The sequence below is a fragment of the Dechloromonas hortensis genome (genome assembly GCF_009469765.1).
In the GTDB taxonomy this organism is placed as follows: Bacteria; Pseudomonadota; Gammaproteobacteria; order Burkholderiales; family Rhodocyclaceae; genus Azonexus; species Azonexus hortensis.
Map to the genome: position 1 here is coordinate 336,832 of NZ_SSSQ01000002.1, position 24,465 is coordinate 361,296.

At 63.0% G+C, this 24,465-nt stretch carries 30 protein-coding genes; 11 read left to right on the plus strand and 19 right to left on the minus strand.

Features of this window, described 5'->3' with window-relative positions; translation table 11 throughout:
* Positions 1-2 precede the first annotated feature (2 nt).
* From modD to GH663_RS04855, 4 genes are read right to left on the minus strand one after another with little or no spacing between them, the layout of a single operon-like run.
* The gene (modD, locus tag GH663_RS04840; protein ID WP_153130550.1) at positions 3-860 is read right to left on the minus strand and encodes a ModD protein; all 858 of its coding nucleotides are present in this window, start codon (positions 858-860) and stop codon (positions 3-5) included.
* A 4-nt stretch (positions 861-864) separates the two neighbouring features.
* A complete protein-coding gene (locus GH663_RS04845) occupies positions 865-1,269 on the minus strand; it encodes a hypothetical protein (RefSeq protein ID WP_153130551.1) in 405 nt (134 codons plus the stop codon).
* A gap of 1 nt (position 1,270) precedes the next feature.
* Positions 1,271-2,017, minus strand: coding sequence for a molybdate ABC transporter substrate-binding protein (modA, locus tag GH663_RS04850; protein ID WP_153130552.1), 747 nt, complete (start codon positions 2,015-2,017; stop codon positions 1,271-1,273).
* Between the two features lie 13 nt (positions 2,018-2,030).
* Positions 2,031-2,849, minus strand: coding sequence for a TOBE domain-containing protein (locus GH663_RS04855; protein ID WP_153130553.1), 819 nt, complete (start codon positions 2,847-2,849; stop codon positions 2,031-2,033).
* 212 nt (positions 2,850-3,061) lie between these two features.
* Between GH663_RS04855 and GH663_RS04860 the strand changes: the two genes are divergently transcribed.
* A complete protein-coding gene (locus GH663_RS04860) occupies positions 3,062-3,490 on the plus strand; it encodes a TOBE domain-containing protein (RefSeq protein WP_153130554.1) in 429 nt (142 codons plus the stop codon).
* Here GH663_RS04860 and GH663_RS04865 read toward each other — a convergent pair.
* The 11 genes from GH663_RS04865 to GH663_RS04915 form a co-directional block, all read right to left on the minus strand.
* The gene (locus GH663_RS04865) at positions 3,487-3,792 is read right to left on the minus strand and encodes a hypothetical protein (RefSeq protein WP_066880368.1); all 306 of its coding nucleotides are present in this window, start codon (positions 3,790-3,792) and stop codon (positions 3,487-3,489) included. The genes GH663_RS04860 and GH663_RS04865 overlap by 4 nt on opposite strands.
* Positions 3,789-4,322: a flavodoxin gene (locus tag GH663_RS04870; protein ID WP_153130555.1), complete on the minus strand. Its 534-nt coding sequence runs from the start codon at positions 4,320-4,322 to the stop codon at positions 3,789-3,791. Before GH663_RS04870 ends, GH663_RS04865 begins: the two co-directional genes overlap by 4 nt.
* Before the next feature lie 9 nt (positions 4,323-4,331).
* Entirely contained in the window at positions 4,332-4,601 is a 270-nt protein-coding gene (locus tag GH663_RS04875) for a nitrogen fixation protein NifZ (RefSeq protein WP_153130556.1), read from the minus strand.
* A gap of 4 nt (positions 4,602-4,605) precedes the next feature.
* A complete protein-coding gene (locus tag GH663_RS04880; RefSeq protein ID WP_153130557.1) occupies positions 4,606-4,935 on the minus strand; it encodes a (2Fe-2S) ferredoxin domain-containing protein in 330 nt (109 codons plus the stop codon).
* A gap of 124 nt (positions 4,936-5,059) precedes the next feature.
* Positions 5,060-5,743 (minus strand): alpha/beta hydrolase, encoded by a 684-nt coding sequence (locus tag GH663_RS04885; protein WP_153130558.1) that lies wholly within the window; start codon positions 5,741-5,743, stop codon positions 5,060-5,062.
* A 45-nt stretch (positions 5,744-5,788) separates the two neighbouring features.
* Positions 5,789-7,138 carry a sensor histidine kinase gene (locus GH663_RS04890; RefSeq protein WP_153130559.1) on the minus strand — a complete coding sequence of 450 codons (1,350 nt, stop codon included), beginning with the start codon at positions 7,136-7,138 and terminating at the stop codon, positions 5,789-5,791.
* Complete coding sequence (gene hslO / locus GH663_RS04895; protein WP_153130560.1) at positions 7,135-8,004, minus strand: Hsp33 family molecular chaperone HslO; 870 nt, start codon at positions 8,002-8,004, stop codon at positions 7,135-7,137. Before hslO ends, GH663_RS04890 begins: the two co-directional genes overlap by 4 nt.
* The gene (locus tag GH663_RS04900) at positions 8,001-8,345 is read right to left on the minus strand and encodes an ArsC family reductase (protein WP_153130561.1); all 345 of its coding nucleotides are present in this window, start codon (positions 8,343-8,345) and stop codon (positions 8,001-8,003) included. The genes hslO and GH663_RS04900 overlap by 4 nt, the downstream gene beginning before the upstream one ends.
* A gap of 78 nt (positions 8,346-8,423) precedes the next feature.
* The gene (locus GH663_RS04905) at positions 8,424-9,746 is read right to left on the minus strand and encodes a ferredoxin reductase family protein (protein WP_170291338.1); all 1,323 of its coding nucleotides are present in this window, start codon (positions 9,744-9,746) and stop codon (positions 8,424-8,426) included.
* Positions 9,747-10,244: 498 nt separating this feature from the next.
* Positions 10,245-10,520, minus strand: a complete 276-nt coding sequence (locus GH663_RS04910) for a hypothetical protein (protein ID WP_153130563.1) — start codon at positions 10,518-10,520, stop codon at positions 10,245-10,247.
* An 810-nt stretch (positions 10,521-11,330) separates the two neighbouring features.
* Complete coding sequence (locus tag GH663_RS04915) at positions 11,331-13,649, minus strand: Tex family protein (RefSeq protein ID WP_153130564.1); 2,319 nt, start codon at positions 13,647-13,649, stop codon at positions 11,331-11,333.
* A 120-nt stretch (positions 13,650-13,769) separates the two neighbouring features.
* Between GH663_RS04915 and fliW the strand changes: the two genes are divergently transcribed.
* Complete coding sequence (fliW, locus tag GH663_RS04920; protein ID WP_066880347.1) at positions 13,770-14,213, plus strand: flagellar assembly protein FliW; 444 nt, start codon at positions 13,770-13,772, stop codon at positions 14,211-14,213.
* Between the two features lie 47 nt (positions 14,214-14,260).
* Here the strand turns inward: fliW and GH663_RS04925 are convergent, their stop codons facing one another.
* Positions 14,261-14,782 carry a gamma carbonic anhydrase family protein gene (locus tag GH663_RS04925; RefSeq protein ID WP_153130565.1) on the minus strand — a complete coding sequence of 174 codons (522 nt, stop codon included), beginning with the start codon at positions 14,780-14,782 and terminating at the stop codon, positions 14,261-14,263.
* A 219-nt stretch (positions 14,783-15,001) separates the two neighbouring features.
* Between GH663_RS04925 and GH663_RS21055 the strand changes: the two genes are divergently transcribed.
* The 3 genes from GH663_RS21055 (at position 15,002) to GH663_RS04940 (ending at position 16,610) form a co-directional block, all read left to right on the plus strand.
* Positions 15,002-15,400: a hypothetical protein gene (locus GH663_RS21055; RefSeq protein WP_066880343.1), complete on the plus strand. Its 399-nt coding sequence runs from the start codon at positions 15,002-15,004 to the stop codon at positions 15,398-15,400.
* A 26-nt stretch (positions 15,401-15,426) separates the two neighbouring features.
* The gene (locus GH663_RS04935) at positions 15,427-16,062 is read left to right on the plus strand and encodes a glycoside hydrolase family 19 protein (RefSeq protein ID WP_153130566.1); all 636 of its coding nucleotides are present in this window, start codon (positions 15,427-15,429) and stop codon (positions 16,060-16,062) included.
* Positions 16,063-16,157: 95 nt separating this feature from the next.
* The gene (locus GH663_RS04940) at positions 16,158-16,610 is read left to right on the plus strand and encodes a phage tail protein (protein ID WP_170291339.1); all 453 of its coding nucleotides are present in this window, start codon (positions 16,158-16,160) and stop codon (positions 16,608-16,610) included.
* A 4-nt stretch (positions 16,611-16,614) separates the two neighbouring features.
* Here the strand turns inward: GH663_RS04940 and GH663_RS04945 are convergent, their stop codons facing one another.
* Positions 16,615-17,859 carry a dicarboxylate/amino acid:cation symporter gene (locus tag GH663_RS04945; protein ID WP_153130568.1) on the minus strand — a complete coding sequence of 415 codons (1,245 nt, stop codon included), beginning with the start codon at positions 17,857-17,859 and terminating at the stop codon, positions 16,615-16,617.
* Positions 17,860-17,966: 107 nt separating this feature from the next.
* Between GH663_RS04945 and GH663_RS04950 the strand changes: the two genes are divergently transcribed.
* Positions 17,967-18,341: a nucleotide pyrophosphohydrolase gene (locus GH663_RS04950; protein WP_153130569.1), complete on the plus strand. Its 375-nt coding sequence runs from the start codon at positions 17,967-17,969 to the stop codon at positions 18,339-18,341.
* 222 nt (positions 18,342-18,563) lie between these two features.
* A complete protein-coding gene (locus GH663_RS04955) occupies positions 18,564-20,306 on the plus strand; it encodes a sensor domain-containing diguanylate cyclase (RefSeq protein ID WP_153130570.1) in 1,743 nt (580 codons plus the stop codon).
* 35 nt (positions 20,307-20,341) lie between these two features.
* Here the strand turns inward: GH663_RS04955 and GH663_RS04960 are convergent, their stop codons facing one another.
* Positions 20,342-21,187 carry a 23S rRNA (adenine(2030)-N(6))-methyltransferase RlmJ gene (locus GH663_RS04960; protein WP_153130571.1) on the minus strand — a complete coding sequence of 282 codons (846 nt, stop codon included), beginning with the start codon at positions 21,185-21,187 and terminating at the stop codon, positions 20,342-20,344.
* A gap of 155 nt (positions 21,188-21,342) precedes the next feature.
* On the opposite strand from GH663_RS04960, the gene GH663_RS04965 reads away from it, so the two are divergent.
* From GH663_RS04965 to cowN, 4 genes are all read left to right on the plus strand, one after another.
* Positions 21,343-21,702, plus strand: coding sequence for a DUF3301 domain-containing protein (locus tag GH663_RS04965; protein ID WP_153130572.1), 360 nt, complete (start codon positions 21,343-21,345; stop codon positions 21,700-21,702).
* Complete coding sequence (locus GH663_RS04970) at positions 21,686-22,534, plus strand: D-hexose-6-phosphate mutarotase (RefSeq protein ID WP_153130573.1); 849 nt, start codon at positions 21,686-21,688, stop codon at positions 22,532-22,534. The genes GH663_RS04965 and GH663_RS04970 overlap by 17 nt, the downstream gene beginning before the upstream one ends.
* Before the next feature lie 111 nt (positions 22,535-22,645).
* Positions 22,646-23,302, plus strand: a complete 657-nt coding sequence (locus tag GH663_RS04975; protein ID WP_153130574.1) for a Crp/Fnr family transcriptional regulator — start codon at positions 22,646-22,648, stop codon at positions 23,300-23,302.
* A gap of 82 nt (positions 23,303-23,384) precedes the next feature.
* A complete protein-coding gene (gene cowN / locus GH663_RS04980; protein WP_153130575.1) occupies positions 23,385-23,702 on the plus strand; it encodes a N(2)-fixation sustaining protein CowN in 318 nt (105 codons plus the stop codon).
* Between the two features lie 15 nt (positions 23,703-23,717).
* Here the strand turns inward: cowN and GH663_RS04985 are convergent, their stop codons facing one another.
* The gene (locus GH663_RS04985; RefSeq protein ID WP_153130576.1) at positions 23,718-24,365 is read right to left on the minus strand and encodes a lipid-binding SYLF domain-containing protein; all 648 of its coding nucleotides are present in this window, start codon (positions 24,363-24,365) and stop codon (positions 23,718-23,720) included.
* Positions 24,366-24,465 lie beyond the last annotated feature (100 nt).

Below are 24,465 nucleotides of genomic sequence, written 5' to 3' on the forward strand. Positions count from 1 at the left end.
GTTCAGGGCTCGGTGGTGGTCGGCAGGGCTGTCAGGGTCACGGCCACGTCGCGCGGCGCGGCGAAATACGGCGCGCTGCTGACGAGGATTTGAGCGCCGGCCCGGGCATAGGCCTCGGCATTTCCGGCGTTGACCCCACCAGCCGCAGCAAGTCGCGTGCCCGGAATTTGCCGATGCAGGCGGTCGACCGCCTCCACGGGCAGTTTTTCCAGCTGCAGGATGTCGGCGCCGGCCGCCGCCCAGGCCAGCACCTCCGCCTCGTCGGCGACCTCGACGACGATGGCCCGTTCCGGCCACTGCCGGCGCAGCCGGGCAATGCTGGCCGCCGGCGGCTGGTCGCCTAGAAAGGCGCGATGTTCGGCGAAGACGAGCAGGGTTTCCGACAAGCTCAGGCGATGCGGGCTGGCCCCGCCGCAGAGCACGGCTTTGATTGCGGCCGGCTTGGTGCCGGGAAAGTTCTTGCGCGTGCAGACAACGGCACAGTCGGGATGGCCACGGCGGGCGGCGGCGACGATGGCCGCCGTCGCCGTGGCGATGCCTGACAGGTATTCGATCAGCGTCTGCGCCGTTTTCCAGACGCCATGCAGGCTGCCGGCGGCGCCTTCCAGGCTCAGGATCTCAGCGCCGGCCGCGAGTGTTTCACCGCTGGCGGCAACGCGGCCGACCGGGTGCAGGCCGCGCAGCTCGCCCATCCGCAAGGCTTCTTCGCTGCCGCACAGCACCATGTCGTAGCGGGCGCGAAACACCAGCCGGCCGGGCTGCGGGCCGATGCCGAGCGCGAAACTGGTCGCGTCGCCGCACGGCGCGTCGTCGTGCAGCAGGGCTTCGAGCTCGCGGTCGGGCAGGGTGTAGGGATTCATCGCATCACCGTGGCGGCTGCGCGGAAAAACTGTAGAAGGCGCGGCCCGGCGTCTGCTCGTCGCCGCTCTGCACCTGCCGGTAGATCAGCCAGCGCTCGTCGCGCAGCCGCCAGGCATGGGCCTGCTCGCCGTAGGCGACGACCCGGTAGAAGTCCTCGTCGTCGTCGCTCCGGCTTTCCTCCAGCAGATAGCGGTGGGCGTAATAGCAGAGGGCGCCCTCGGCGTCATGGCCGAGGGTGCGGCTGGCCGGCATCTCGTACTCCCGGTGCTCGGTGAAGTCGAGGGCGACCACCACCTGCTGGCGCCAATCGGCCGGCAGGTGCTGCTGCCAGTCGAGGGGCGGCGGGCTGGTGCGCCGGCGGCTCGCCGTTGGCCCGGCTGCGGCCGGGTGGAGATGGGCGGCGCTCATGTCAGGGCAACTCGTAACCGAAACTGCGGATCACCGCCTTCGCCTTGTCGCCTTTCAGGTAGGCGAGCAGGGCGCCGGCGGCCGGCTTGTTGTGGCCTTTGGCGAGTAGCACGGCGTCCTGGCGGATCGGTTCGTAAAGGTGGGCCGGGACGATCCAGGCCGAGCCGCTGCTCACCTTGCCATCCTTGAGGACCTGCGACAGCGCGACGAAGCCAAGTTCGGCATTGCCGGTGGTGACGAATTGCTGCGTCTGCGAAATGTTTTCACCCTGCACGAAACGCGGCTGCAGGCTGCTCAGCAGGCCGAGCTTGCTCATCGCCTCGATGGCGGCGCTGCCGTAGGGCGCAGTCTTCGGGTTGGCCAGGGCGAGATGCTTGAACTGGCCGGTTTTCAGAACGTCGCCCTTGGCATCGACCAGCGCCGGATCGGTCGACCACAGCACCAGCTTGCCGATGGCGTAGGTGAAGCGGCTGCCGGCCAGGCCGAGCGCTTCCTTTTCCAGGCGAGCCGGGGTTTCGTCATCGGCGGCAAGCAGGATTTCGAAGGGCGCGCCATTGACGATCTGGGCGTAGAACTTGCCGGTGGCGCCAAAGGCGAGCACGGCCTTGTGGCCGGTGTCCTTTTCGAACTGGGCGGCGATCTGCTGCATCGGTGCCGTGAAATTGGCGGCGACGGCGACCTGGACTTCGTCGGCATGACTGACCGTGGCGATTGCTACGGTCAACCCGAAAAAAAGGGCATTTTTCATCGGAAATTTCCTTTCAGGCGTAAAGACAAAGAATGACGGCGGAAGCCTTGAACACGGCGCAGGCCTGTTCGCCGACGGCGAGGCCGAGCTTTTCGACGCTGTCGTGCGTGACGACGGCGCAGACGCTGCGGCCGCCGGGCAGAGCGAGGGTGACTTCGGCATTGACCGGGCCGTCGTGGATGCGGGTGATCTCGCCCCACAGATGGTTGCGCGCCGTGGTCCGGATGGTCGTGTCGCTGAGCAGCAGCACCGACGACGATTTGACCAGCGCGCTGATCTCCATGCCGATGCTCAGGCCGAGCGTTTCGGCCGATTCGCGGGTGATGACGGCGACCAGTTCGTTGGTGTCGTCGAGCTTGAGGCGGACTTCGAAATCGACATGGCCTTCGCGCAGGCCGACGATCTGGCCGGCAAACTGGTTGCGGGCGCTGGTCTTCATCGACATCCGCTTCAGCAGTTGGCGAAACTGCTGGAAATCGCTGGCCAGGCCTTCGTTCATGCTCGCCGACAGGCGGTCGAGCGCCGCCTGGTATTCGGCTTCGAGCGCCCGGTAGAGCGCCACCGTCTTGTGGCCGTGCTCGGTGAGCAAGGTGCCGCCGCCGTTCTTGCCGCCGGTCGAGCGGATGACCAGCGGCTGGTCGGCCAGATTGTTCATGGCGTCGATGGCGTCCCACGCCGCCTTGTACGACAGCGGTACGGCCTTGGCGGCCTGCGAGATTGAGCCGTGCTTGTCGATGGCTTCGAGCAGGCGGATGCGGGTGTCGCCGAGAAAGCTGCCGAACTCGGTATCGACCTCCAGCCTGCTGCGCAAGCGATGTGCGATTTGATCCATTTTGTCGCCTTTGCTACGTTGTGTTGTCGTGTATATAACGATAGCGCAACTGCTGCGGTGAACGTCGAAAATTTGCCGATTTTGCCGCGGCGCTATGGTTGATATCGCGCAACGGGCTTCAGTACAGTGACGACGTGCCTGCTTTGTTTCGCTATGATGTTTCGTATATAGCGAAAAGCGGGCCAGCCTACCAACGGTTTCAGGAGAGCAGCATGAAAATCAGCGCACGCAATGTATTCGAAGGGCAGATCACGGCTTTGCGCGATGGTCAGGTCAATGCCGAGGTGGAGGTGACGACGCCGGGTGGCGACCGCATCGTCGCCATCGTTACCGAGGGCAGCGTGCAGGCGCTGGGCCTCGCCGTTGGCCAGCCGGCCATCGCCTACGTCAAGGCGCCCTGGGTGATGCTGCTGGCCGGTGAAGGCGGCGTCAGGTTCAGCGCCCGCAACCAGCTGGCGGGGACGGTCGACAGCCTGCACAAGGGGGCGGTGAATAGCGATGTCGCGATCCGGCTGGCCGGCGGTTCGCTGGTGCACGCCGTGATCACCAACGAGGCGGTGCTGGAACTTGGCCTGAAGCCGGGCGTGCCGGCCTGTGCATTGATCAAGGCCAGCCACGTCGTGCTCGGGGTGCCGGCCTAGGCGTCGAAATGCAGGGCCAGGCTGGCCAGCACCTTGGGCAGCGGCAGGTTTTCTTCCGATTCGAGAATGCCCGGCACCGGGTGCGGGTATTCGTAGAAGATGCCGTAGGTGCCGCTGCGCTGGCCATGCAGATAAACATGGGCGCGCAGTTTTTCCAGCTCCGTATGGCGCAGCGTGACGATGCACGGGTCGGCGCCGTCGTCGGGGACGATGTCGCAGGCCTGGGCGATGCGTTCGTCGAGCGAGACGAGGACCCGGCGGATTTCGCGGGATTTGGGGGCGGCCCAGGGATTCACGTTCATCGCATCAGCTCCGGTCGGATTTGGGCCAGCCAGGTATCCAGGCGTTGCTCGGTGAATACCGGCTGGTTGATCTGGTCGAGGGCCAGACCGAGAAAGTCGTCGCCATCGAGGGCCAGCGAGCCGGCGAACTCATAGCCGGCCGCCGGCCAGCGGCCGACGGCACGGGCACCGGCGGCGACCAGGGCGTCGTGGAGCAGGCCGATGGCATCGACGAACTCGTCGGGGTATTTCTTCTGGTCGCCGAGGCCGTAGATGGCGACCACCTTGCCGCTCAGGTCGGCATCGGCCAGCAGCGGCAGGAACTCCTCCCAACTCGGCTGGCTGAGGCCGGTGGACAGCCCCGGCAGTTCGCCGTCGCCGAGCGTCGGGCTGCCCAGAATGAGGGCGTCGTAGGCGAGGAATTCGGCAAGCGTCGCCCGTCCGATATTGACCGGCGGCGCGGCAGCTTCACCGAGCTTCTTGGCGATTTGCTTGGCGATCAGCCGGGTACGGCCGGTATCGGTGCCGAAGAAAATGCCGATTCTGGGCATGGCGGTTCCTCAGGCGCTGACCGGTTCTTCCTGGGTCAGTTCTTCCGGCAGGCAGCCGACCGGGTGGCCGAGGCTGCCTTCCGGGCCGTTTTCGAACTGGACCAGATAGATTTCCTTGCTTTCGTCCAGCTCGGCGACGCCGAAGTGCACGACGACGCCGCGCAGGCCGGCCGGGGCGATCAGGCCTTCCTCTTCCTCGATGCCCGGCATGCCGCCGTCGTTGAAGATGTCTTCGGCGGCGAAGACCATGTCGCCAATCTCGTATTGAACCTTGTCCATGATCTCAGGCCCAGACATCGGCTGGCGCCAGCAGGCGGGCAACCGGTTGGTCGAACATCAGGTGCTCGTCGATGATGGTGCCGACGTCTTCCGGCTTGACACCGGTGTACATGACGGCATCCGGGTACACCAGCACGCTCGGCCCGAGATGGCAGGGGCCGAGGCAGCCGGTGTTGGTCAACTGGAAGCCGGAGGCCCACAGGTTGCGGGTCGTGAATTCGTCCGAGAAGGCCTGCCAGGTCTGGGCGCAGGCTTTCTCCTGGCAGGAGCCGCGCGGATGGCCGGCCGGGCGGCCCTGGACGCAGACGAGTACGTGTTTCTTCGGTTTGGGCATCTTGATCTCCTTGTCAATGACTAAGCCATTGCAAGGGTGATGCCAGGTTTAAATCACGTTAAATCAGTGCCTTGGCGTCAAGGCGTCGTGTCGGGTTTGCGACAAAAGATGCCGGCAAGGCTGTTCAGGCGGCTGCGGTGGCGAAGCGTTCCGTCAGCCACTGGCCGATATTGGCGATTTCTTCCGGGCAGACCGAGTGCGCCATCGGGTAATCGAACCAGGTGATCGGGTAACCCTGCTCGGCCAGGTATTGGCAAGCCTGCTGGCCGAGGGCGAGCGGCACGACGTCGTCCTCGCTGCCGTGGCCGGCGAAGATCGGCGTCTGCCGGTTGGCCTGGCAGAGCGCCGGTTCGAGCAGGGCCGGGGCCGGCAGGTAGCCGGAGAGCGCGATGATGCCGGCCAGCTTTTCCGGGTAGGTCAGGCCCAGCGTATAGGCCATGGCGCCCCCTTGCGAAAAGCCGGCGAGGACGATGTTGCGGCTCGGAATGCCGCGTTCGTTTTCGCGCTCGATCAAGTGCCGGATGGCCTCGCAACTGGCGCGGATGCCGGCTTCGTCGACGCCGCGGTTGATGCCGTCGATGTAGGTGATGTCGTACCAGGCCGGCATCACGTAGCCACCGTTGCAGGTCACCGGCATGGCCGGCGCATGCGGGAAGACGAAGCGGATGCCGAGATCTTCCGGCAGGCCGAGGTAAGGCACGATGGGGGCGAAATCGCTGCCGTCGGCCCCGAGGCCGTGCAGCCAGATGACGGCGAAGCGCGGCTGGGCGGTGGTTTCGAGTTCGATGGCGGGGAGCAGTTTGGACATGGCGGGAATTCCGGTGAGCGCGTCGGCCGGGGCGGCAGGGCGCGGCTAGTGGGCGGTCGGCAGGGCGAAGGGCAGTACGAAAGAGAAGCGGCTGCCCTGGCCGGGCTGACTCTCGATCCGCAGGGTGCCACCGAGCAGCTCGATCAGCTTGCGGGCAATCGGCAGGCCGACGCCGATGCCGCCATGCCGGCGGATGCTGCTGCCGTCGGCCTGGATCAGCAGGCCGTTGAGCAGCGCCAGCTTGTCGGTCGGAATGCCGGGGCCGGTGTCGGCGATACAAAACTCGACTTCGGCTTGCTCAGCCTCGCTGCGGATCAGTCGAGCCGAAGTCCGGATCGCGCCGCGCTCGGTAAATTTGACGGCGTTGCCGGCCAGGTGGCCGAGGATTTTGCGCAGGTTTTCAATGTCGCCGAGCAGCAGCGGCGGCAGCAGCGGGTCGGTTTCCTCAAGCAGGGTCAGCCCCTTGGCCTCGGCGGCGGCCTGTTCGTCACGCAGCAGGCTGGCGAGTATTTCACCGCTGGCGAAGAGTTCGGCCTTCGTGCTGAAGTGGCCGGCTTCGAGGGCGGACAGTTCGATCAGGTGGCTGATCTGGCGCAGCATGTCGTCGGCCGACTGGCGCAGCGGGGCAAGCAGTTCGCGCTGGCTTTCGCTCAGCGGCTCGTGCGAGAGCAGTTCGGCCATGCCGATGATGCCGTTCATCGGTGTTCGCAACTCGTGGCTGATATTGGCCAGAAACTCGGTCTTGGCGCGATTCGAACTCTCGGCGACAGCCTTCGCCTGTTGCAGGTTGGCGACCAGGCCGTCCTTTTCGTGCTCCAGCCGGAAGCTGGTTTGCAGCGTATCGTTGAAGTGGTCGGCGCTGCGCGTGGCGCCAAGCAGAAAGATCAGCGCCATGATGCTGGCGGCGATGTGCATCGGGTCGTTGCCCAGGAGACCGATGATGACGGCGATATTGACCGGCCAGGTGTAGAGGCGAAAGGCCAGGCGGTCGGCGGCGAGCACCGGGATGGCGCCGGCTACCATGCCGGCCATGACGAAGGCGGTAAACAGTTCCAACGCGATATTGCCGGCCAGCATCAGCAGCAGTGCGCCGGCCGCCCAGACCAGGCCGCCGGCGGCCGCCCCGAGCCGGGCGCGTTGTTGCCAGAAGCCGACTTCGGCCAGTCGTTCGGCCGGGCTGGCTTGGCGGTAGCGTTCGCCAAGTGCGATGCGCAGGCCGGCAACGAGCACTGCCAGGCCGCCCCATAGTGCCAAGGCATGGCCGCTATAAAGCTGATAGCCGATCCAGACGAAAAAACCGGCATTGAGAATGGAGATGATCTGCCCGAGCCGCACATTGCGGTAGAGCAGTTCAACCTGGCGATGCAGGACGAAAGGGTCGGCTGCCCGGCTCAATGGATGGTTTCGTCGAACAGGCGGGCGACGTCTTCGGCCGAGAAGCGGTAGTCGTGATTGCAGATGTCGTCGCGTATCAGGATTTCGCCGTGCTGGGCCAGGATCGTTTCGGCATCGGCCCGGCCCAGGCTGCGGATCATGTCACGGACCTTGGTCCAGTCTTCCGGACAGTGATAGACGATCGGGCTCGGGTCGTAAAGGCGGATACCCCGGCTGGCGATTTCTTCGTGGAACAGGCGGCCGAGCAGGGCTTCGGCGTCCAGTTCGAGCAGTTCCGCCGGCTTGACGGTGCTCGCCAGGTGGCTGATCCGTTGCCAGCCGTCCGGGTCGTGCTGATCGGCCTCCGGCATCTTCTGCAGGAACAGGCAGGCAGCGGCTTGCGGACTGGCTGAAGCGAACAGGCGCGAGGGCTGTTGCTCGGACTGTTCGAGGTAGTGTTCGAAAATGGCGGCGATGCTGTCGCCGACCATCGGGACGTAGCTCTGGTAAGGCTGGCGGGCATCCGGCAGGTCAAGGCTCATCATCAACTGGCCGCCCTGCTGGGCGCCAAGCAGTTCCGGTACCGGCGCCGGCAGCACGACCGGGTTGCTGCGCGCCATGCCGCGCATCTGCAGTTGTTCGTTGCAGTCCATGACCAGCAACTGGATCGGGCCGTTGCCGCGCAGTTGCAGCGTCAGGCGGCCAGGCTGCTTGAGCTGGCCGGCAATTAGCGCGGTGACGGCGGCGGTTTCGCCGAGTAGTTGGGCGACTGTTGGCTGGTAGTTGCGGTCGACCTGCATCTGTTGCCAGGCGTCGCCGAGATGGACGACGGCCCCCCGGATGTCGAGGCCTTCGAACAGGAAGCGACGGACGGTGCTGGCGCTCATTTCAGTTCCTCCGCATAGGTTTCCGGGCTGAAGCCGACCAGCAACTGCTCGCCGCTGTCGAGCACCGGGCGCTTGATCAGGCTCGGGTATTGCGCCATCAACTGCAACGCCTTGGCGGCATCGACGTCGGCCCGCTCTTCGTCGGTCAGCTTCTTCCACATCAGGCCGCGCCGGTTGAGCAGCTTTTCCCAGCCGGCCCGCGCATTCCAGTCGGCCAGATGCGCCGCGGCGACGCCGGCCTTCTTGTAGTCGTGAAATTCATAGGCGACGCCATTTTCTTCCAGCCAGGTGAAGGCCTTCTTCATGGTGTCGCAATTCTTGATGCCAAAAACCTTGATCATCGCTGCCAGTGTTCGTTCGAAAAAACGAATGATAGCAGCCTGTCCGCCGCCCACCGCGGCGGCGGAAAATACCTCGGGCTAGCGGAACTCGAAGGCTTCGCGGTGGAAGGCGCTGTGGGGCAGGCCGCTGCCGATCAACTGGCGGCCGAGGGCGCGTCCCCAGGCGGCCGGGCCGCAGAACCAGACGCTGCTGCCGGGCTTGAGGCAGGCCTCGATCTCGGCCGGGTCGAGCGGGCCGTCATGTTCGGTCAGGCGCCGGTGCAGGCGAACGCCGGCCTTGCGGCACAGTGCTTCCAGTTGATCGGGAAAGGTCGTGGCGTGGGCGGTGCAGTAGAAGAAGTCGGTATCGGCTGCGGCCGGCGGGTTGGCCGCCCGTTCATCGAGCCGGGCGAGGAAAGGGGTGATGCCGATGCCACCGGCGACCCAGATTTGCGGCGCCGGCTGAGTGCTGCGGTCGACGTGCTCCTGGGCGGCAAAATCGAATTGCCCGTAAGGCCCTTCCAGGGTCAGCATCTGGCCGCTGCGCAGCAGGTTGGGCAGTTGCGCCGTGAAGTCACCGAGCGCCTTGACGGCCAGCGTCAGCGTACCGTCGGCTGCCTGCCAGGCCGAGGCGATGGTGAAAGGATGGGCGCCTTCGCCGGATTCGCCGAAGTCGGCGAACAGGAACTGGCCGGCGCGATGCCCCGGCCAGGGCGCCAGCGGCCGGCAGACGATTTCCAGCAACTGCCCTTGATGGCGGTGCAGCGCTTCGATTCGGGCCGGGTATTGGCGCCGGCGGCCGATCCGCCCGCTCAGCGAGAGCAGGGCGGCGATGACGCCGGTTGCGGCTAGGGCCACCGTCAGCCAGCCGAGCGGCTGGCGCCAGAAGGTGGCGGGCATCAGCATCAGGCCATGGAAGACGCCGGCCAGGAAAACCAGGCCGAAAGCCTTGTGCACCAGCCTGAACCAGCGGTAGGGAATGCGCCGGATGAGGGCGATGACGACCATGCCGAGCAGAATGTAGCCGGCCCAATCGCCGACGTCCTTGGCCAGGTCGATCCAGACGTCGGGCGGGCCTTTCGGGCCGCGCCCCCGCGGCGCCAGCAGGCCGGCCTTGGCCAGTTTCTTGGGCAGCCATTCGCTCATCCAGTGGCTGAAAACGAGAACGCCGCTGCCGATGCCGATGTATTTGTGCAGGCGATAAAGCTTGTCGAGGCCGCCGAAGCGCTGTTCCAGCCAGCCCGGGCGGGTGGCGAGCAGCATGCCGGCGCTCATCCACCACAAAGCAAGGACGCCGGAGAGGATGACGACGGCCCGGCGCCAGTCCCAGAAACCGAGATTGGCGGCGAGCAGGTCGGGCAAAACGAAAATGGCCCAGAGTCCGAGCGGGAGCAGGGCGAGCAGTAACAGCGGGCGTTTCATGATGGGATTTCGTACAGTTTTTTGAAGGGTGAACTGTACGCCGCCAGCATGTAAAAAGATGTTGGTTGGCTGTCGCCAGATGTAAGCAAATGCAACCCGCCCGCCGTTGCGGCGAGCAAACAACATGGGTTATTTCCAGATGGCCAAAGCCATTGGCAACAAAAGAGAAGGCCCTCGGGGCTATACGCCAAACCAAGGGCCTTGCCAGCAGTTACTTCAAATCACCCTCCACGCTCTCACTCCGTAGAGCGTTTCAGCCAAGAGCATGAACTGATGCGATTCATCTTGCTGGTAATTATTAGGCTGGAGAAACCGGGTGGAGTTCCGGTATTTTTTTATTTACTTCACGTTTAACCGTCGCCCCTGAGCCTGAGCGTTGTCATTGCCCTTGGTGGCATCTTCAACGAAGCTGCCTCAAGCGGTCCTTAATGTGTTCGGTACAATTTGGCTATGCCCGGTGTCAGCACAAAAAATTTGATAATGCCCAGGCTTCGGCGGTCATGATTGCGCCTCAGGCTGCAGCAGTGCCATCACTTCCGGCTGAACACGCTCAAGCTCGGCGAGTACCTCTGGCGGCACCTTGTCGTTTTCAATGAACTTCTCGGTGTCGGTCGCCGAAGAACGTGGCGCGGCATCCTCGAGGACCAGATCGAATTCTTTATCCAGACTTACCGTAAACAGCCAGTCGGTTTTTCCGTCCAAGTTGATGCGTATGACCACGTCTCTATAGTCTTCAGCGTCATTGGAAACAGTCACCTGAGTTTTCTTTGCCATGATGAACATCCTTTCGCCTGATGGCATCTCTTGAAAGCTCAGTTTACCTGACTGCATCTTAAGCGGCTTTTATCGGGCAGAAATCGGCAAGTTGCTGCCTGTCGCCACCCGAAACGCATAGCGGTATCGTTCCAACTTTCGGCCCAAGAGCGGACACGAGGTTCTTTTTGGTCATGAGGCTTTAGCGGCCGAATCTAGTCCTTGTTTTATCAGGCCAAGGCGGTGTTGGCTAATCTTCAGTCGGTAGTGTGATTAACTGAGGCTAGTATGTTTTGAGCCATACAGGGTTGGGAATTTCGTGAATTTGTTAAGCCCACTAATGCCGCTCTGTGCCTTATTAGCAGGGTGCGCTTTCAATTCCGATGCCTCGGTTACTCTTGGCTTCAGGGGTAGTCCGGCATGGATTGAAGGTGCGCCTCGGCAGGACGTTGAGGCGTATTTTGACCGGATACCTGTCACTGAACTTTGCTGGTCTTCATATTACGAAAGCGGCGCTGAAAAAGGGCGGATTCGGCGTGAAGTGATACTTTCCGAGATTGAGCGTAGCTTCGAACGCAGAGGACTAAATTCCAGCGCCTGCGAAAATTACCCCCCTCTTAATCGCCAGAGATGAACATGGCAATGTCCAGAATTTGACCATTCCGGACATCAGCGTTGCAATCGTCATCAGGCCGCTGAAGGCACGAAGCGGTAGTTACTGCAACTTACCAACGAGTACCAGCAAGCAAAAAGGCGGCTTTGCAGCCGCCTTTTTTTGCCGATTTTACCGGTCGACCGCAGGGGCGGCCTTGGCGCCCCGGGGCGTAGCGATTACTTCTTCAGCTTGGCGAAGGCGGCGGCCATCGCGTTGCCGGACGGGGCCGGGCCGCTGCTCCTTTGTTGTTGGCGAGGGTTCGCGGCGCCGCGGCTGGTCGGGGCGTTGTCGTGGCGTTTGGCCTGGGTCGGTTCGTCGCCCATGCGCATGGTCAGCGCGATGCGCTGGCGTTGCAGGTCGACTTCGAGCACCTTGACCTTGACGATCTGGCCGGCCTTGACCACTTCGTGCGGGTCCTTGACGAAGGTGTTGGAGAGCGCCGAGACGTGCACCAGGCCGTCCTGATGGACGCCGATATCGACGAAGGCACCGAAGGCGGCGACGTTGGTGACAACGCCTTCGAGGATCATGCCCGGCCGCAGGTCGCCGACCTTTTCGACGCCGTCGGCGAAAGTCGCCGTCTTGAACTCGGGGCGCGGGTCGCGGCCCGGTTTTTCCAGTTCCTTGAAAATGTCCTGCACGGTCGGCAGACCGAAGCGCTCGTCGGTGTATTTGGCCGGATTGAGGCCTTTCAGGGCGCGGCTGTCGCCGAGGATTTCCTTAATCGACTTCTTCAGGTCGACAATGATCTTTTCGACGACCGGGTAGGCTTCCGGGTGCACCGAAGAACTGTCGAGCGGGTTGTCGCCGTTCGGCACGCGCAGGAAGCCGGCGGCCTGTTCGAAAGTCTTGTCGCCGAGGCGCGGGACTTTCTTCAGCTCGTTGCGGCTCTTGAAGGCGCCGTTGCTGTCGCGATAGCTGACGATATTGGCGGCCAGCCCGGCGTTCAGCCCGGAGATGCGGGTGAGCAGCGGAATTGACGCGGTGTTGACGTCTACGCCAACGGCATTGACGCAGTCTTCGACGACGGCGTCGAGGTTGCGCGCCAGCTTGGTCTGCGAGACGTCGTGCTGGTACTGGCCGACACCGATCGACTTCGGTTCGATCTTGACCAGTTCTGCCAGCGGGTCCTGCAGGCGACGGGCAATCGACACTGCACCACGAATTGAGACGTCGAGATCGGGGAATTCCTTGGCGGCGAATTCGGAGGCGGAGTAGACCGAGGCGCCGGCTTCGGAGACGACGATCTTTTGCAGCCGGGCTTCCGGATACTTCTTCATGACGTCCTGCACCAGCTTGTCGGTTTCGCGGCTGGCCGTGCCGTTGCCGATGGCAACCAGCGACACGCCGTGTGCCGAGGCCAGGCGGGCGATGGTCGAGATTGACCCGGCCCAGTCGCAGCGCGGTTCGTGCGGGTAGATGGTGGCGGTGTCGAGCAGCTTGCCGGTGGCGTCGACGACGGCGATCTTGCAGCCGGTGCGGATGCCCGGGTCGATGCCCATCGTCACGTGCTGGCCGGCCGGGGCAGCGAGCAGCAGGTCTTTCAGGTTGCGGCCGAAGACGCGGATTGCTTCTTCCTCGGCGCGCTCACGCAGCTCGTTCATCAGTTCGAGTTCGAGGTGGGTATAAACCTTGACCTTCCAGGTCCAGCGCACCGTATCGGCCAGCCACTTGTCGGCCGGGCGGCCCTGTGCCTTGATGCCGAAGCGGGCGGCGATACGCTGTTCGCACGGATTGGGGCCGGGCTTGATGTTTTCTTCGTCGAGTTCCGAATCGAGCACCAGGGCGACCTGCAGCATGCCTTCGTTGCGACCGCGGAGCAGGGCGAGCGCGCGGTGCGACGGCATGCTGGCAATCGGCTCGGCGAAGTCGAACCAGTCGCGGAACTTGGCGCCTTCGGTTTCCTTGCCTTCGACGACGGTCGACCGGACGTGGCCGTGTTCATTCAGGTATTCGCGCAGGGTTTGCAACAGCAGAGCATCTTCGGCGAACTTTTCCATCAGGATCTGGCGGGCGCCGTCGAGCACCGCGCGGGCGTCGGCAAAGCCGGCCTCGGCGTTGATGAACTTCTCGGCTTCGTCATCCGGCGTCAGGTTCGGGTCGTCGAGCAGGCCGAGGGCGAGCGGCTCGATGCCGGCTTCGCGGGCGATCTGCGCCTTGGTCCGGCGCTTCTGCTTGTATGGCAGGTACAAATCTTCCAGGCGCTGCTTGGTTTCGGCATCGCTGATCTCGGCTTTCAGTTCCGGCGTCAGCTTGCCCTGTTCCTCGATGCTGGCCAGGATGGCGCTACGGCGATCTTCCAGGTCGCGCAGGTAGGTCAGGCGCTCTTCGAGGTTGCGCAACTGGGTGTCGTCCAGGCCATCGGTGGCCTCCTTGCGGTAGCGCGAGATGAAGGGCACGGTGGCGCCTTCGTCGAGCAGGGCGATGGCGGCGTTGACCTGGGCCGGGCGGACGCCCAGCTCGATGGCGATGCGATGTTCTATCGGTGGCAGCATGGGTGCGGCAGTGCAGCAAAAAAGGGGGGTGAACTATGCGCAATCCGGGCCGAAAATACAACAGCGTTTCATTGGTGTAGCATGCTGAGCAGAAGTATTTCAATGACAAGGAGGAACAAGATGAAAGTTGAAACCTATTTGTTCGGCGCCGTCGAAATCAGCCCGGAAAAAGTCATCAACTTCCCGAGCGGCCTGGTCGGCTTCGAGGAAAGCAAGCGCTACACGCTGGTCCACGAAGACGACAAGGCCGAGGCGGCCAGCTTCACGCTGCAGTCGCTGGACGATCCCAACCTGGCCTTCCAGATCGTCGATCCGGCAACGCTGGGCTTCAATTATGAACTGCTGTTGAGCGATGCCGAGAATGCGCTGCTGCAGTCGCCGGCGACCGAGGACATCGCGGTGATGCAGTTGCTGTTCAAGAAGGAAGTCGATGGCAAGGCGGTGATCAGCCCCAATTTGCGGGCACCGCTGGTCATCAACACGCGGGCCCGGGTCGGCCTGCAGAAGGTGATGGAATCGCTGCGCCCGAACATCACACTGTCCAATCTGTCGAGCGCCGTCTGAACCTCGACCGCGCTTGAAAATGTGGGGCTGCGGCCCCGCGTTGTCGTTTACAGCGGGCTCAGCGTCGAGCGGTAACGGCCGGCGTTATCGACGTAGTGTTCGGCTGACTTTTGCAGATTGGCGACCTCGGCGTCGCTCAGTTCGCGCACCACCTTGCCCGGCGAGCCGACGATCAGCACGCGGTCGGGAAAGACCTTGCCTTCCGGAATCAGCGTGTTGGCGCCAACGATGCAACCTTTGCCGATCACCGCCCGGTTGAGGATCACCGAGCCGATCCCGATCAGGCTGCCGTCGCCGACCGTGCAGCCGTGCAGCATGACGAGATGGCCGACGGTGACGTTGTTGCCGATGTGCATCGGCACCCCTTCGTCGGTATGCAGCACGGAGCCATCCTGGATATTGGTGTTGTCGCCGATGTGAATCGGGTCGTTGTCGCCGCGCAGCGTGGCGTTGAACCAGATCGAAGCGTTGGCGCCGAGCCGGATGTCGCCGATCACTGTGGCATTGGGGGCAACCCAGGCGTTTTCACCGAGTTGGGGCTGTTTGTCGCCGAGGCGGAACAGGGGCATGTCGTCTCCATTTTCTGAAAATTGGCCATTTTGCGGTGTCGACCGCAGGCATGGCCCGATTCTACGGCGGCGGCTGATGCGGACCCAAGCGGATGAGCTTTCAGTCGCCCCGGTCATTTTATTCCTTGGACATTTTCGCCTTCGTTTCCTAAGCTCAAACGACGGGGCCGCCGGCTCGGTGTGCCTGATTCAAGTCGCTCTGCCGAAGAGGAGAACACGATGATTCCCTGGTTCTGGATTTGGTCTCCGCAGTTGCATTACCCGTGGAGCGGCAGCGTTGCCCAGCAGATCGAGCCGAATACCAACTGGTTTTTCGACGCGATATTGCCAACCTCTGGTGTTGCCCGGATCGAGAAAAAAGCTTTCGAGCGCGCCTCCTACGGCAAGCAGCTCGGGCTGATTACCGAAGTCCTGCTTGAGTTGAGCGCGAAGGGCAAGATCGACTCGGCCAAGGTGACGAAGTCGCTTAAAGATCTGCGCCAGATTCATGACGATATCGAGACGCTGAAGAAAAAGGAGTTCGCCGCCACGGCGCGCAGCATCGCCGACGATATCGAACGCCTGAAGGAGCAAAGTCCGGCCGAGTACGCCTTGCTGATGCAACGTCTCGGCCGTTGATTATCAGTCGACCGGAGGAGAAAACCATGCAGATCAGCGAGCAAGTCATCCGCAATGCACTGCCACTCTGTCGCGACCCGGCCGGCTGGGCGCCGGTGCTATCGGCGGCCATGCAGCGTTACGAGATCAACACGCCGGCTCGCATCGCCAGCTTTCTGGCGCAGACGGGGCACGAGTCGGGGCAGTTCAACCGCCTGGTCGAAAGCCTCTATTACACGACCCCGCAACGCCTGATGAAGGTCTGGCCGAAGCGCTTTCCGAGTGAGGCAATTGCCGCGCCTTACGTCAAGAACGAGGAACGCCTGGCAAATTATGTCTATGCCAATCGTCTCGGCAACGGCGACGCGCGCTCCGGCGACGGCTACAAGTACCGCGGTCGCGGCCTGATTCAGGTCACCGGACGGAGCAATTACGCCGCCTGCGCCAAGGCGCTCGACCTCGATCTGCTGAATGATCCGGGGCTGCTCATCCAGCCGCAGTATGCCGCCCTCAGCGCCGCCTGGTTCTGGAACTCACGGGGCTTGAATGCGCTGGCCGACGACCGGACCGGCGATGACGATCTCGAGGATTTCACAGTCATTACCCGCTCCATCAACGGTGGTACGCAGGGCTTGAAAGAACGGCTGGCGCTGCTCAATGCACTTGAGCGTCAGCTCGCCTGATGGCCCGGGCCATGAAAAAACCAGCTGCTTTATCCGCCTCGGCGGCGGGGCGTCGCCCGTCGGTTGTGACTAATCCTAGTAAAGAGGAAAAACAAATGGCGATCTTCCGGGAAAAGCCCTATACGGGCATCAATTTTGTCGTCGATCTGGGCAATGGCGATGAGTTCGGGCCGGAAAGCGGGTTGTGCGAGGTGGTTTTTCCCGAAGCCCGTGTGCAGATGCTCGATTACCGTAACGGCAACGACAAGGAGTCGCAACCGCGCAAGCTGCAGACGCTGACCCGTTACGGCAACCTGTTGCTGCGCCGCGGCGTGATCGGTTCCCTGCTTTGGTATCAATGGTGGAATGCCTTGCGTAACCAGGACATCAAGGCGACCCGCACCATCACTGTCAAACTGCTCAACGAAGATCGTAGCGAGGTCGTACTGATCTGGAAGTTCTTGCAGGCGAGACCGGTCAATTATCAGGTCTCGCCCCTGAATGCGCTGGGCTTGGAGCCGCTGATCGAATCCCTGGAAGTTGCCTTCGACCGCTTCGAAATGGAATGAAGTCTCAGGCGGCGACCGTATCGCTCCCGCTCAGGCGCTGGACGATCAGGCTGCCGACCATGTCGCCCTCGACATTGACGGCTGTGCGGACAGTGTCGAGGATGCGGTCAATCGGCAGCAGGATGGCGATGGCGGCACTGGGCAGGCCGACCGACTCGAGAACCAGCACCATGCTCAGCATGCCGACGCTCGGGATGCCGGGGGCGCCGATGGCGCCGAGCATGGCAACGAAGAAGATGATCGCCTGACTGGCGATGTCGAGTTCGATGCCGGCCAGGCGGGCGACGAAGAGGGCGGCCGCCGCTTCGTACAAGGCCGTGCCATCCATGTTGACAGTGGCGCCGAGCGGCACGACGAAGTTGGCGATATCCTTTTTGACGTGTAGATGCTGCTCGGTGCAGCGCAACGTGATGGGTAGCGTGGCCGAACTTGAACTGGTGGCAAAGGCGGTGATCAGCGCTTCACGGGCGCCGCGCCAGAAGTGTAACGGCGACATGCGGGTCACGATGTAGAGCAGCAGCGGCAGGACGATGACGCCGTGGAACAGCGTGCTGCCGATGACAACGCCGATGAAGTGGAGCAGGCTGCCGAGCAGGGCGGCGTTCTGGCTGGCGACCAGTTGCAGCAGCAGGGCGGCGATACCGAGCGGCGCCAGGCGCATGATCCAGCCGACGATCATTAGGCAAAGCTCCTGCAATTCCTGGATCAGCAGGCGCAGGTTGCGATAGCGCTCGCCGCCGACGACCAGCGCAATGCCGAGGAAGAGGGCGATGATGACAATGGCCAGCATATCGCCCTGGGCCAGTGCCTTGAACGGATTCTGGAACAGGCCATGGAGGAACTGGGCGATGTATTCAGGCAGCGGCATCTGTCGTGCCTGAAAATTCCTGGTGGCCTCGGCAAACATCTCCAGTTGCATGCCCTTGCCCGGTTCGAACAGGTGCGCCGCGCCGAAGCCGATCAGGATGGCCAGCGCCATCGACAGGCTGAAGAAGGCGAGGGTCGTGATCCAGACCCGGTGCATCTTCTGGTTGGCGCGCAGATTGGCGACACCGACGACAATCGAGGCGAAGATCAGCGGCACCAGCACCATGCGCAGCAGGTCGAGAAACAGCGTGCCGAGCAGCTTGGCGCCATACAGGGTGTCCTGACGCAGCGCTGCCGATCCAGCAATATTCAGCCAGAGGCCACCGGCAATGCCGAGCAGGCAACCGATCAGGATCTGGCTATTCAGTGAGAGGCGGGGCATGGTTGTTTTTCTATGAACAAGTCGGCCGTATTCTATCCGCCCGCTGCTGCGTTGCCGCGCAGGGCGCAGGCTGGCATCATGACCGGCCATTCGACAGGGAGCTGAAATTGAACGATTTTGCCGGGTTGACCGCAGCATTGCTGGAATTCCGCGACGCCCGCGATTGGCGGCAGTTTCATTCGCTGCGCAACCTGATCACCTCGCTCAATCTCGAAGCCGCCGAATTGCTCGAATTGACGCAGTGGAAGAGCGATGCCGAAATCGACGCCTTGCCGGCCGAGGCGAAAACCGCTGAAGCGCTGCGCGACGAATGCGCCGATATCCTGCTTTATCTGCTGCTGATCGCCGATACGGCCGGCATCGATCTGGCCGAAGCGGCCCGCGCCAAACTACTCAAGAATGCCGCCAAATACCCGGTGGACCAGGCCTACGGCTCACGGGCGAAATATACGGAGCTGGGCACGGCAACCAAAAGCCGCTGAGTTCGGCGGCGGAGGTGGCGAGCTACCCTGCTGACGTGGGTAGCTCGAATTGGCTAGATCGAATTTTCATTCGTCATCTATGCCATTTAACTGCGATAATGCCGGTCGCTTGGCGGGGCGTGCGCCCGAAATGGGATTTTCCGCCCGGCCAGGATAACGCCGCCAACGGCTTGCCATCGACGGCAAGTATCGATTCTCCCCGCCCTGACTGTTCCTGTTGCGATGAGCCTGTTCAATTATCTATCCCTACGCCAGTGGCTGACGCTGCCTTATATCGCGCTGGTCTTCAGTGTCGCCCTGCTGATTGGCGGCCTGTCCTACCGGACCGGTAGCCAGACGGTCGATACCGTGGCCAATCACCTGCTGCTCGAAACCGTCGCCCGCATCGGGCAGGCCATCGACCGGCATGTGGTGGGCTCGGGCGCCGTACTCGAAGCGGCCTTCCCGAACGGCATGGCGGCGCCCGACTCGATCGTCGGCGAATTGGACACCTTGCGGACGCGCTTCTGGATCGCCACTTCCTTGCACCTGGACCCGAACAACTATGTTTATTACGGCAACCTGCGCGGCGAGTTTTTCGGTCTATGGCGCTTCAACGTGCAGGACGCCGAGTTGCGGATCAAGCGCCAGGCCGAAAAGCCGCGCCAGATTTACCGTTTTTCGGGGATCAACGGAGCGCTGTCGGCACCGGACAGCGAAGAGAAGATGTTCGAACCGCGCGCCCGTCCCTGGTACAAGGCCGGCGAAAGCAACAATTCCCACACCTGGACATCGATCTACATCGATTTTCGCAACGCCGAACTGGTCGCGACCCGGGCTCGCCGTGTCCTCGACGGGCAGGGCGGCTTTCAGGGGGTCGTCGCCACCGACCTGTCGCTCAAGCGGCTCAACGAGTTTGTCCGCCGGCTCAGCGTCAGCGCCAATGCGGTGGCTTTCATCATCGAGCCGGACGGCAAGCTGATCGCCTCGTCGCGCAGCCCGAATATCGCCATCCAGCCGGATGGCACCAGTGCCCGGATCAATGCGGCGGAGAGCGACAGCGCGCTGCAGCGGGCGGCCTATGCCGAGGTGCAGCAACACCTGGCGACGGCGCCGCGGATCGATAGCCCGATCAACCGGCGTTTCGACGGCCCGGACAACGAAGCGGTCGAACTGGCTTTCGATCGTGTCCGCGACGATGCCGGGTTGGACTGGATCATTGCCGTGGCGGTGCCGCGCAGCGATTTCATGCAGGGGGTGACCGCCAATGTCCAGCGCGCCGCGCTGATCGGCCTGCTGGCGGCCGTTGCCGCCGTGATGCTCGGCTTGGGCGTGCTTGAATGGGTCGGCCGCGATTTGCGGCGCCTGACGCGGGCGGCAGAGGAAGTCGGCGAAGGGCGTCTGGAAGTCGCGCTCGACGTCCAGCGCAACGATGAAATCGGCGTTCTGGCCAATACCTTCCGCCAGATGCAGCACCGCCTGAGTACCGATGCGCTGACTGGCCTCGACAACCGGGATGTCATGCTGCGCCAGATCAGACGGCGCATCCAGTACGGGCGCCGGGCCGGGGATGCCAAATCCTTTGCCGTCCTTTTCGTCGATCTCAACAACTTCAAGCTGATCAATGACCATTTCGGTCACGATGCCGGTGACCGGACGCTGCTCGAAATCAGCCAGCGCCTGCGCGATGCGACCCGGTCCGACGACCGCGTCGCCCGTTATGCCGGCGACGAGTTCGTGCTGATGATCAACGATATTCCGTCAAGGGAAATTGCCGAGCAGGTCCGTCGGCAAGTCGAGGTGGCGCTCAGCCAGCCGCTGCAGACGGTCGATCTGTCGTTGCTGCCGGCCGGCATGCCAACCGGCGGTGCGGTGGGGATGGCCTTCTACCCGGAGGATGGCGATACTGCCGAGCAGTTGATCAAGTACGGCGACCGCGACATGTACGCGCGCAAGGGCGGCCGGCTGGAGACAGTGAGCGCCTGAGCAAAGCGGGCCGGGTAGTCAGCCCGGCCGTACGATCAGGCTGACTGGCTTTCCAGCGTGTATTTCGCACCGTCGCCCTGGGCCAGCAGTTTGGCCAGTTGGGGCAGCGTTTCGTGCAGTTTCTTTTCCAGCGTCCACGGCGGGTTGATGATGAACATGCCGCTACCGTTCATGCCGAAGCCGTCTTTCGACGGGGCGCAGACTTCCAGCGTCGCATGCAGCCAGTTGGTGGCGCCCAGGCCTTTCAGCTTGCCCGGCAACTGCCGCGATTCCAGCTTGGACAACATCGGATACCACAGCGCGTAGGTGCCGGTGGCAAAGCGCTTCAGGGCTTCCTGCAAGCCCTTGACCACGTTGCTGTAATCGCTCTTCGTCTCGTAGGAGGGGTCGATGAGGACCAGCGCGCGGCGCGGCGGCGGCGGCAGGATGGCTTTCAGGCCGACGAAGCCGTCGCTGGCATTGACGGTGACCTGGCGCCCGGCCGTCTTGAAGCATTCCTGCAGCAGCTTGAGATCGGTGCTGTGCAGTTCGTAGAGGCGCAGGCGATCGCTTTCGCGCAGCAACTGGCTGGCCAGCCACGGCGAGCCCGGATAGTGGCGCAACTGGCCATCCGGGTTGAGCATCTTGACGAAATCCAGATAGTTTTGCGCCGCCGGCGGCAGGCCCTTGGCCTCCCACAGACGGCCGACGCCGTCGCGATATTCGCCGAGCTTGCTGGCGTGCGCAGATTCCAGCGCATAGCGGCCGGCACCGGCGTGGGTGTCGATGATCCAGAATGGCGCCGGTTTCTCGCCCATGTATTCGGCGATCTGGATCAGGATGAGGTGTTTCAGCACGTCGGCATGGTTGCCGGCGTGAAAGGCATGACGATAACTGAGCATTGGGCGGGGAACTTAGAGGGGAAATGGATCCAGAGCGAAGAATTTTAGCCCTTCGCCGGCTTCAATGCATTTTTCGATTGGCCGGGGCGAGGCGCGGCCAACCGATTTGCCGGCAATTTCTGTGAGCTTTGGCCGAGCTTGCGTATACTTGGCCGATGGACCTCTACGAATTACTCGCCCTCATTCTGCTGCTGGGGGGCGTCTGGCTGTGGCTCGACAGCCTGAAAACGCGCGAAATCGGCATGCAGGCAGCGCAGCAGGCCTGCGCCGAGGAGGGTCTGCAGTTTCTCGATGAAACCGTCGTCATCAGCAGCTTCCGGCCGGCCCGCGATGACGAGGGCCGTCTTCAATTGCGCCGCATCTACAGCTTCGAATATAGCGACACCGGCGACAACCGGCGTTCCGGCAGCGTCAGCATGCTCGGTCACCGCGTCGAGATGCTGCACGTTCGCCCCAACCTTTACGTGGTCCCGTCGGCCACCCAATCACCGAATTCTCATGACACCTTCCATTGAAGCAATCGAATTTCACGGCATCGCCGCCCTGCGTTTGAACGGGCCGAAGGGCTCGGTCGCCATTATCAGCAAGTTGGGCGCCCAGGTGCTTTCCTGGAAAACGCCGGATGGCCGCGAGCGCCTGTTTCTTTCCGAGCGGGCCGTCTTCGATGGCAGTGTTGCGATTCGCGGCGGCATTCCGGTCTGCTTTCCGCAGTTTGCCAATACCGGCGACCTGCCCAAGCACGGCTTCGTGCGCAACCGCGAATGGACGGTCAATGCCGAACGTTGCGGTGACGATTACGCGCTGGTCACGCTGGAATTGGCCGATGACGAGGCGACACGCGCCCTCTGGCCACACAGCTTTCTCGCCGAACTGACGCTGATGCTGGAAGCCGACCGCATCGACATCGAATTGAGCATCACCAACACCGGGGGGGCGCCCTTTGCGTTCACCGGGGCCTTGCATTCGTACCTGCGGGTGACCCAGGTCGAGGATGCCGCAATCGAGGGACTGTACGGCTACGACTACCGCGATGCGGTCAATGATGATGCGGAGCGGCGCGAAACCGGTACCGAATTGGTCGTCGAAAGCGAGGTCGACCGCGTCTATTTCGACGTCAAGCGCCCGCAGTTGCTGAAGGCCGGCAATCTCAGCCTGGGTATCCAGAGCCAGGGCTTTCCCGATGTCGTGGTCTGGAATCCCTGGGTCGAGCGCTGCGCCGAACTCAAGGACATGCCGGTGGATGGCTGGCGGCACATGCTGTGCGTCGAGGCGGCGGCCGTGCGCGAGCCGGTGCAGTTGCCGGCCGGCGAGGAGTGGTACGGCCGGCAGACGCTGGTCGCCGTCTAACCCGGGCGCAGCGGGCGGGGCAACTTTGTCGCAAAGCTGACCGGGCTGGCGCAGCCAAGTCCCTGATTCTGCTGGCCGGGGGCGTGGTCCTGCTTTTGCTTGCGCTGAAGTATGGATGCCGCCCCTCACTCCCCTCATCATTCGCGCAATGCGCTGGCGCAATTCTCGCAACTCGGCTTTGAGCGTCGGGAGTTGGCCAAGGGCTGCCTGTTGTCGACGCCGACCGTACGCCGGGATCAGGTTTTCATCGTGCACAGCGGCCGTTTGCGCGTCTATCTGGCCGGTGAGAACCGCGAACTGAGCCTCAGTTTTCTTGAGCCTGGCGATATCTACACCACGCACACACCGACCTATGTCGAAGCGGTGGCGCCCAGCACGCTGCTCTTGATGGAGACGGCGGCCTTTGCCCGCAAACTGGCCAGCGATCCGTCGATCACGCCGGTGATGATGCGGGTGCTCGGCCGCTTGCTGGCCAATGCGGTCAACCTGGTCGAGGACCTCGCTTTCCGCGAAGTGCCGGCCCGCCTCGCCCGCTTTCTGCTCGGGTTGGCCGACCGGCGAGGCATCGTCACCGACGAGGGGTGGCTGATTCCGCTCGATCTCGGCATGGAAGACATCGCCAGCCTGCTCGGCACGACGCGGCAAACCGTCTCACTGCTGATCAACCAATGGACCCGCGAAGGCGTACTGCAACGGCAGGGCCGCCGGCGCCTGCTGGTCCGCTCGCTGGCGGCCCTCGCCGAGCGCTGTCCCGACCCCGCAGCCTGAACGGAAAACTGTCGGCCAGCCGACGGAAAGCCGGGCGGCAAACCGCTACAGTGCGCTTCACTTAGTTCAAAGGGAGTGCAGCATGGAAGAGATTCGAGGGACACCTGCCGCCTGCGCTTGTCGCAGTAAGACCGACCGCTACACGACTTTCGACGGAATCGATTGCGCCGGCAATGCCCGACGGGTGATGGCCTTGATCGAGCGGAACCTGCCCGGGGCCGGGCCGGAGCGCTCGTTCTGGGAATATTTCATGGCCAAGCGCCAGCCGCGCAGCGGCCCGGTGCCGGACGACCTGTTTCTGGTCCACTCATATATCAACCAGATCCGGGAACTGTTTGAAAGCTGTGCCGACGGCGAAGCGCTGCGCTTGCTGATGCAGGTCGAGGAGGAGTGTTGCTGACGGCGGCGCAAGGCCTTACTTGACGGCGTCCTTGACCGGTTTGTTGAGGTCGCCATCGGGCAGGTAACCGACGCCGCCCCAGTTCGCCTGCAACAGGGCGCCGCGGTCGGTCATCTGGTACACCGAGAGCAGTGGGTTGAAGGACACGGTGCCATCGAGGACCAGGTTGTCGCCCTTGTCCTTCAGCTTGAGCGTCGCATCGCCGCTGGCTGAAACGTCGGCGCCGACCGTGCCGAAGGTGTTGAACAGCGTCTTGTCCTTGAAGATCAGGACCTGTTTGTAGCTCTTGTAGCCGATGCCCGGGCCGGTGCCGAGGCGGGCCATTTTCATAAAGGTTTCCTGCTTGCTGCCATTGTCGACCGCGACGCCGATGCCATGGCCGGTGACCAGCAGGATGATGTTCGACTGCGAGGCGTCGAACACCGCATAGCCGACGGCTTTCCGGATTTCTTCGCGCGCTTTGGGATGTGCCTTGAACAGTCGTTCCAGTGTCTCGTCGCGCATCTGGCGGATGCCGTCCCGCCTTTTTTGCTGCTCCTCGGCGCTGAGCGAACTGGTCGGCGACTGCTCGGTGCTGGTTTCCTTCGGGTTTTCCTCGGCCAGGGCGGGCTGGTTGGCGAACAGAAAAGCCATGCTGAGCAACAGGGATGCTTGAACTTTCATGGGCGATTACCTCTCGGGATGTCGGCCGGCCAGGACTGGCAGGGATGCTGCCATCTTACACAGCCGGCATCCATCCATGCCGAATGCCCGATAAATTCAG